The sequence below is a fragment of the Microcoleus sp. AT3-A2 genome, from assembly GCF_036705685.1.
Lineage (GTDB): Bacteria > Cyanobacteriota > Cyanobacteriia > Cyanobacteriales > Microcoleaceae > Microcoleus.
In genome coordinates, this window is record NZ_JAUBVF010000049.1 from 41,414 (window position 1) to 48,214 (window position 6,801).

Consider the following 6,801-nt stretch of genomic DNA (forward strand, 5'->3'; position numbering starts at 1 on the left):
TCAAATCCCAAACCTAAAATCTAAAATCCTCTTAGTTTCCTCCTGCTGCATTGGTGCGCGCTCTCGATAACAGGTAAGCGGCGATCGCAACTGCTGCCACTAACATCAAAAAAGTACACACCACCAAAGCCGCCCCATACCCAAAGTCTAAATACCTCATTACCGTGCTGTAAATGTAGATAGAAACCGTCTCCGTTGCCCCCGCCGGCCCCCCTCCCGTCATCACCTGAATCAAGTCAAAAATGCCGAAAGCTTGGGCAAATCGAAACAACACAGCAATCACAATTTGTGGCATCAGCAGGGGCACCGTAACTTGGCGGAAACTCTGCCAGCTACTCGCGCCGTCAATGGCGTGGGCTTCGTATAAATCACCTGGAATTGATTGCAATCCCGCTAGCAAAAGCAAGCTGACGAAGGGCGTAGTTTTCCACACATCTGCTGTAATTACAGCCATCATTGCCAAAGTCGGATCGCCCAGCCAGCTAATGCTATTTTGAATCAATCCTAATCGCCTCAAAATGTCGTTAATAACGCCGTATTGGTCGTTAAAAATCCACGCCCAAGCTACTCCCATCAATGCCGTCGGCAGCGCCCAAGGCAGCAAGGAAATTGTCCGCACGATGCCACGCCCTGTGAAGGATTGATTTAAGACTAAGGCAATGCCCATACCAAGAATTAATTCCAGCACAACAGAGGCGACAGTAAATACTGTGGTGTTGGCTAAAGTTTGCCAGAAACGCCCGTCGCCTAAGATTCGACTGTAGTTAGCAAAACCAGAAAAAACCAGTTTTAATTCTGTACCGAGGTTTTGGGTGAATAAACTCAGCCAAAAAGCGCGCAATATTGGGTAGGCAAATACTAGCATCAGAATTATCAAAGCTGGTGCTACTAATATCCACCCAGTTTTTTGTTCGCGCTGTCGCATCTTGTCTAATTGCATATTTCTCACCTTTGTATTTCTCGCTTGTAGCCGAGTCTCGATCCCCCTAAATCCCCCTTAATAAGGGGGACTTTGAAAGTTCCAGTTCTTCCCCCTTATTAAGGGATACTTTGAAAATTTCAGTCCCCCCTTATTAAGGGATACTTTGAAAGTTCCAGTTCCCCCCTTATTAAGGGGGGTTAGGGGGGATCGAGTGGCTCATTTTCCGACAGGAAACTGATATTAACTTTGAACTCAAGTTGAAAATGATTGCCATTCCTGTGTTCCGAAAAATATCGTTTTTATTAAGCTTATTTAATCGGAAACACAAATTTACAAAGCTTGGGGTTGTTTCAAACTGCCTAATAAATTGCGAGTTTCGCTAGCTGCTGCTTTCATGGCTTGTTCTGCACTCATTCTCCCGGTAAAAGCTGAACTCAAATAACGCTGCAAAATATCAGAAGCTTGAGCGTATTGTGCTATGGGCGGGCGCAACGCTGGGCGTTCCACTACTTTTAGCAGTTGCGGGTAGTGGGGATATTTGGCGACTATTTCTTTGTTGGTAAATAGGGATTTGTAACTTGGAATTAAACCAGTTTCTAAAATAAATTTGCGCTGGGTTTCCTCGCTGGTAAGATACTGAATTGCTTTCCAGGCTTGTTCTGGATGTTTTGAGGTTTTGGCAATTCCCCAGCCCCAGCCGCCCAAGCAGGAACCGCCTGTTTCACCCGTACTGCTGAGCATTGGTTCGATCGCAATTTTGCCTCTAACATTCGATCCTTCGGCATTTGCCAGCTTCCAAACATACGGCCAGTTTCGTAAAAATAGCGCTTTGCCGTTTTGAAACAACAGCCGGGTTTCTTCTTCGCCGTAGGTGGTGACACCCGGAGGAGAAATGCCGGAGGCGATCGTATTTTTGAGAAATTCCACTGCTTTAATTGCCTCCGGTTTATCTAACCCAACTTCAAAAGTTTGCGGGTTTGCCCAGAAGCCACCGAAACCGGAGAGCACTTCGACAAACATCGCAGAGACTCCCTCGTATTGTTTGCCTTGCCACAGATAACCCCAAGTTGCTTTTCCCTGTTTTTGTAAGTTTTGAGAGATTTTTACCATCTCTTCAAAGGTTTTCGGGGCTGGAATTTTCGCTTGTTCTAAAATGTCTTTGCGGTAATAAAGCATTCCGGCATCGGAAGCGTGGGGAATGCGGTAAAGTTTGCCCCGATACCGCCCGCCTTCGACGTTACCTTGGATGAATTTGGAAAGTTGTTCGGGGGGAATTTTGTCTGTCAAATCCCTTACCCAACCTGCGGCTGCAAATTTGGGAACCCAGACAATATCCATGTTGATGATGTCGTAGGGCGATTCGCCTAAAAGAAAGGCAGATGTGTAAAGATTTTCTATGAGGTTGGTGTCAAAAGGCCCTTCTATGAGGTTGATGCGAATGTCGGGGTTTTTCTGTTCAAATTCTTTGACAAAGGGTCTCCAGTTAACAATGTCTTGGCCTTGCATTAACATGGTGAGCACGACTGGCTGTTGAGTCAGTGCCGGCAGAATAAATAAAAGCAAGACGGCGGTTAATGTGGCAGCGAATAACGCTAAAAGACGGGGACGCTTCTGGCTTCGTTGCTGCGGGGAGTTTATTTTTTGCATTTGCTTTTGAGAAATGGCGGTGCGATCGCCTTATTTCTCTCATAACTCGCTTTCTTTTGTTTCGCTGGATTTACCGAGTTTGTGCAATAAAAGTTTAAGTAAACTTTAGCTTACTTAATAATGCTTGAGTGCAGAATGCAAATTTTGATTTAAGTAGGTCGAAGGGGAGTTAAGTAGACATCTATCTATAGAGAGATATTGAGACAAGTGTCTAAGCTAGCAGTTGTCAATCCGATGCAATAAAGTATGAGCACGGCAAGGTCGTGTCATGGGCCGGATATCTGTAATTCACTCAATTGAAAACGGCTATACCAATTTAAAAAAGTCTTGCTACCATCATCAAATTTATACCAATTATTAAAATTCGGAGAGTCCCGCGCCCGACTTAGGCTTGGTCTAAGTGCCTACAGATGCTGGCATCCCATCTATATTTATCCCTACTTTTAAGAATGGGTATAACTTTTTTTGCTCGCCCGCTCCACAAGCTATTCTGCTATAAAACGTCGGTTTCTAAGTAAGTCCTAAATACAAAAAACACCGCTCCTCAAAACAGGAGAACGGTGTATAGGGGGTGTTATGGGTTGTTGTCTGGCATTAACCTTAACAAATCATGATCTGTTGAGGCTATGCCTTGTGATGGTTAAAAAATTGGCACAAACCTGCATGATCGCCCGTTGCTCGATCGACCGCGAGCGATTAGCCCAACCATTCCACAACAGCATCTTCCTTGGTATTGGTGCGCCGTTCTGGGGTTTCGCGGTTGAATTTCAAGTGGATGGCGCGGTTTTGCTCGCCGTCTGCTGCTACTGCAAAAATCGGATAGTCGATTAAGCCGTCTTGGAAGGACATCTGGAAGCGGAAAGTGCCGTCCGGATTGAGTTTAATCGGCTGTCCGCCTACGTAGACGGTAGCGTCAGGCTCGGTGGCCCCGTAGACGATCAGTTCGGCATCAGCAACTAACCAGAACTGGCGGGGGCGCATCGGGGCGGCGAAGCCAACTCCCGACATACCGACACCGGACATACCGAAACCGGACATGGTGAGGCCGGACATACCGACACCCGACATACCGACACCCGACATGGTGAGGCCGGACATACCGACACCCGACGCGGTGAGGCCGGACATGGTGGGAGCCGCCCACATTCCGACGCCGGAGGGGAACACGTAGGAACTTAGAGCTTGTTCGTGGATGCCGACTTGCTGGACGGAACCGGCGACGTGCTGCATGGAACCGAAGACAGAACCCGCTACGCGCAGGGATTCAGCAGATTCTGCCATGCCGAAGATTTGTTCGTAGATGGCGTTGCTGGTGCTGTAACCACCGCCATTGGCTGCTTGTGCGAGTTTCTTGGCCGGAGGAACCAGTTCGGCGAAGGTTTTGCCTTGCAACTCTTCTTCCCAATCGAGGGTGATGAATTGATCTTCAATCCAGTCGCTGGGATAGACGGGAGGAACGCGGACTTGGGCCGATCGAGCTAATACCAGCCAGCGGCCATCTGCACAGCGGTAGCCGATGTCGATCGCATAATCCCGATCGCTCACGGGGATTGGCACGTACCATTCCCGCGCCAGTTCGTCGCAGGGATATTCTTGAATGCTGTGTGGGCTTTGAATGTCGAGGTTAACATCTGTAACGTCGTAGATCCGCAGGGCGAGTTGCTGTCCTCCTTGGCGACGCAATTCTTCTTTGCGATCGTTGGGAATATCCCAGTAAGTGTAGGCCCATTCAGGGTCGCGGGGCATTAAAACCACCCGGCTTTCGCCGTAGCCGTTGGGCAAATCTGCTAAACCTTCATCTACAGACGACAAAGAACCGCCTGTTCTATCTTCTTGACCGAGTTCAAACTTTGCTGCTTCCACTGCTTCTTGTGCCTCTAGTTTGCGAGATGGGGTGTAGGAAAATTTGGTGCGTTGAATTTCTTGAATTGATGCCAGAAGTTGCGATTTCCGCATCCGGCTGTAGCGAGAGACTCCACATTCGCTAGCAACTCTGCGGAGTTGTCGCAAAGTCATCTCTTCTAATGGTGGGCGTTCTTTTGCCATGAGTTTGTTCTCCACTAATTTAGGATGGCGGGTTAGATTTTTTCTTGCAACACAAATGTGTTGATTTTTTGAGTTAGAAACTCTTTTAAATCTACATATTATCGAGCTTCCAAATCTCTCCAACCTTTGAAGCCTTGCTTGTTTTTAGCTTGTCTTGTCCCCATGCGATCGGGGGTTTGGACTTATTGGCTTCTGCGCGCACCGTTCGATCTAAATAAAGCTTTATCTGTCGATTCTTGATTGACAAGATCGATTTTGTGAGTGCGATCGGTGCTGCTAGCAACGCTGTGCTTGCAGCACACGCGCTATTCGACTCCCAGGGCTGCTTAATCGAAGCATTTCTTTGGGATCGCTTTGTCATGACTTAATGTTGCAGACAAGTTGCGATCGGGTCAAGGGGTCTTTTCCCTCAATTATGGGTACTTATACGCATTTTCGTGATTTTGGGGATCAATATGTCAGGGAATCTTGACAAAACGGCGCTGACGGGGATCGGTGTTGAAGCAGATGTCAGGATTTGATGACAAATGGGGATAGGGGGCTTTTGATGGGTTTGGAGGGTGGGGGCGATCCGTATGCAATATCTATATCTTTAGGAATTCGATCGCACTTCCAGCCAACTATTCTCCCAATGCTTCCCTCTCCATCACTTCCTGTCGCCAAGGGATTAAATTTTTGTTGGCGCGCTCATACTATATGCTACTATAGCATATAGTAGCTAGTAAAATCCAAGATAGAAGATACAATGTCTATAGAATTAAAAGAAAAAGAACTCGTGGGTGGAAAACGCAAGCGGGAGTTGATAGCGGTATACATCCCCAAAGAAAAGAAAGTCGCTTTAGAGGCGTGGGCAGCCTCAGAAGAGCGATCGGTTTCTTGGATAGTCGCCAAGCTGATTGATCAAGCACTTTGCTCGCGTCAACAGCAGCAGGAAGGTTTGGACAATGACAACTAACCCACGGGGCTATCTCGAAGATCCTGAAGATGAAATCCAGGGTATGGGGAGTCCTCAAACCGAATCCGTTGTAGCAGGAACCAGAAAAAAAGCAGTTGAACGTTGCTTAGAAGAAGCAAAAGGACGGAAGTTACTCGCCGTTCAACACTTTCAGAAAAACATTTGGCAGTGTATTTTCCCAGGAGGCGAAGATGAAGACTAAAGGTACAATTGTTTGGGACTATAAACAGGGTTGGACTTCTCCAGAACTAGAAGTTCCGGCAACAGGTAAAATTGCTGTTTTTGTCGATTACCCAGATGACGACTTAAGTATGCCCATCATCGAACCCGAAGTAGAAGAACTTTTGTCAAGTTTAGGCTATGTTGGTGAGGCTCGCTACATTGGAGAAAACGATCGCCTCAAACCCTGCGATACAAAAACTGTTACTTATGTAGAAACCTTCTCTATTGAAGAGTTGAGCCATCATCTCAGAATACTGAATCAAACTATCATTCCGAGGGAATGGTTTTATATCTTAAATTCCGAGGGAAATATTATCTATCTTCAAGAGGCGATCGTTCCAGCATAACCGCTCGATTTAAAAATTATCGATCGCTTTAGAATCGGGGCGATTTCCGACGGGATAACTGGGTTTCACGGACTTTTTGATGAGTTTGGGAGAGTAAGGGCGATCGTTCAGAATATGTATGTTTTCAAACGACCAGCGAGAAAAAACTCCAGAAAAATTACGGCTGAGTGCGATAGAATATTCTTTGAAGATAAAACAACCACTCACCTTAGATAGAGGTATCGGATGAAGCAGATAGTTGAATTCCCCCTAGAAAGCGGTGGCTCAATCCTTGTGGAAGTAGATAAACCAGCAGCAGTAACCGATAGCCGCATCGGCATCCGAGATGAAGTTGCTCAAAAGGCTCAACAGACTTTCGAGTCAGCCCTGAACAAAATCAAACCAGTAGCTGATGTGATTATGGCCAATGTGCGCGCTCTCAATCAGCCTGCTGACGAAGTAGAAGTAAAATTTGGAGTCAAAATCAGTGCTGAACTTGGGGCGATTATTGCTTCTGGGAGCGGAGAGGTCAACTATGAGATTACCTTGAAGTGGAAACGGGAGACACAAAATGCCCCAACCGCTTGAAGCATTTATTGTCAGGATTTAAGCTGTTCGACATCTAAACTGCATTAACTAAGTTACCTTTATTTTTTATTTTTCGGTTCCATTTTATAATTAGT

General features: G+C 46.5%; 7 protein-coding genes. 4 read left to right on the forward strand and 3 right to left on the reverse strand.

Annotated elements, in window-relative coordinates; translation table 11 throughout:
• Positions 1 to 31: 31 nt before the first annotated feature.
• The 3 genes from QUB37_RS22280 to QUB37_RS22290 all read right to left on the reverse strand — a co-directional run bounded on the left by QUB37_RS22280 (position 32) and on the right by QUB37_RS22290 (position 4,615).
• Complete coding sequence (locus QUB37_RS22280) at positions 32 to 940, reverse strand: sugar ABC transporter permease (protein ID WP_333166221.1); 909 nt, start codon at positions 938 to 940, stop codon at positions 32 to 34.
• Between the two features lie 312 nt (positions 941 to 1,252).
• Complete coding sequence (locus QUB37_RS22285; RefSeq protein ID WP_333166224.1) at positions 1,253 to 2,569, reverse strand: ABC transporter substrate-binding protein; 1,317 nt, start codon at positions 2,567 to 2,569, stop codon at positions 1,253 to 1,255.
• A gap of 696 nt (positions 2,570 to 3,265) precedes the next feature.
• Positions 3,266 to 4,615 (reverse strand): DUF4912 domain-containing protein, encoded by a 1,350-nt coding sequence (locus QUB37_RS22290; protein WP_333166226.1) that lies wholly within the window; start codon positions 4,613 to 4,615, stop codon positions 3,266 to 3,268.
• 745 nt (positions 4,616 to 5,360) lie between these two features.
• Here QUB37_RS22290 and QUB37_RS22295 point away from each other — a divergent pair.
• The 4 genes from QUB37_RS22295 to QUB37_RS22310 all read left to right on the forward strand — a co-directional run bounded on the left by QUB37_RS22295 (position 5,361) and on the right by QUB37_RS22310 (position 6,706).
• On the forward strand, positions 5,361 to 5,570 hold the full coding sequence (locus QUB37_RS22295) for a ribbon-helix-helix domain-containing protein (protein WP_333142945.1): 210 nt from the start codon (positions 5,361 to 5,363) through the stop codon (positions 5,568 to 5,570).
• Positions 5,560 to 5,772 carry a hypothetical protein gene (locus QUB37_RS22300; protein WP_333166228.1) on the forward strand — a complete coding sequence of 71 codons (213 nt, stop codon included), beginning with the start codon at positions 5,560 to 5,562 and terminating at the stop codon, positions 5,770 to 5,772. Before QUB37_RS22295 ends, QUB37_RS22300 begins: the two co-directional genes overlap by 11 nt.
• A complete protein-coding gene (locus tag QUB37_RS22305; RefSeq protein ID WP_333166230.1) occupies positions 5,762 to 6,139 on the forward strand; it encodes a hypothetical protein in 378 nt (125 codons plus the stop codon). Before QUB37_RS22300 ends, QUB37_RS22305 begins: the two co-directional genes overlap by 11 nt.
• Positions 6,140 to 6,364: 225 nt before the next feature.
• Positions 6,365 to 6,706 (forward strand): CU044_2847 family protein, encoded by a 342-nt coding sequence (locus QUB37_RS22310; RefSeq protein WP_333166232.1) that lies wholly within the window; start codon positions 6,365 to 6,367, stop codon positions 6,704 to 6,706.
• The last annotated feature ends 95 nt before the right edge of the window (positions 6,707 to 6,801 follow it).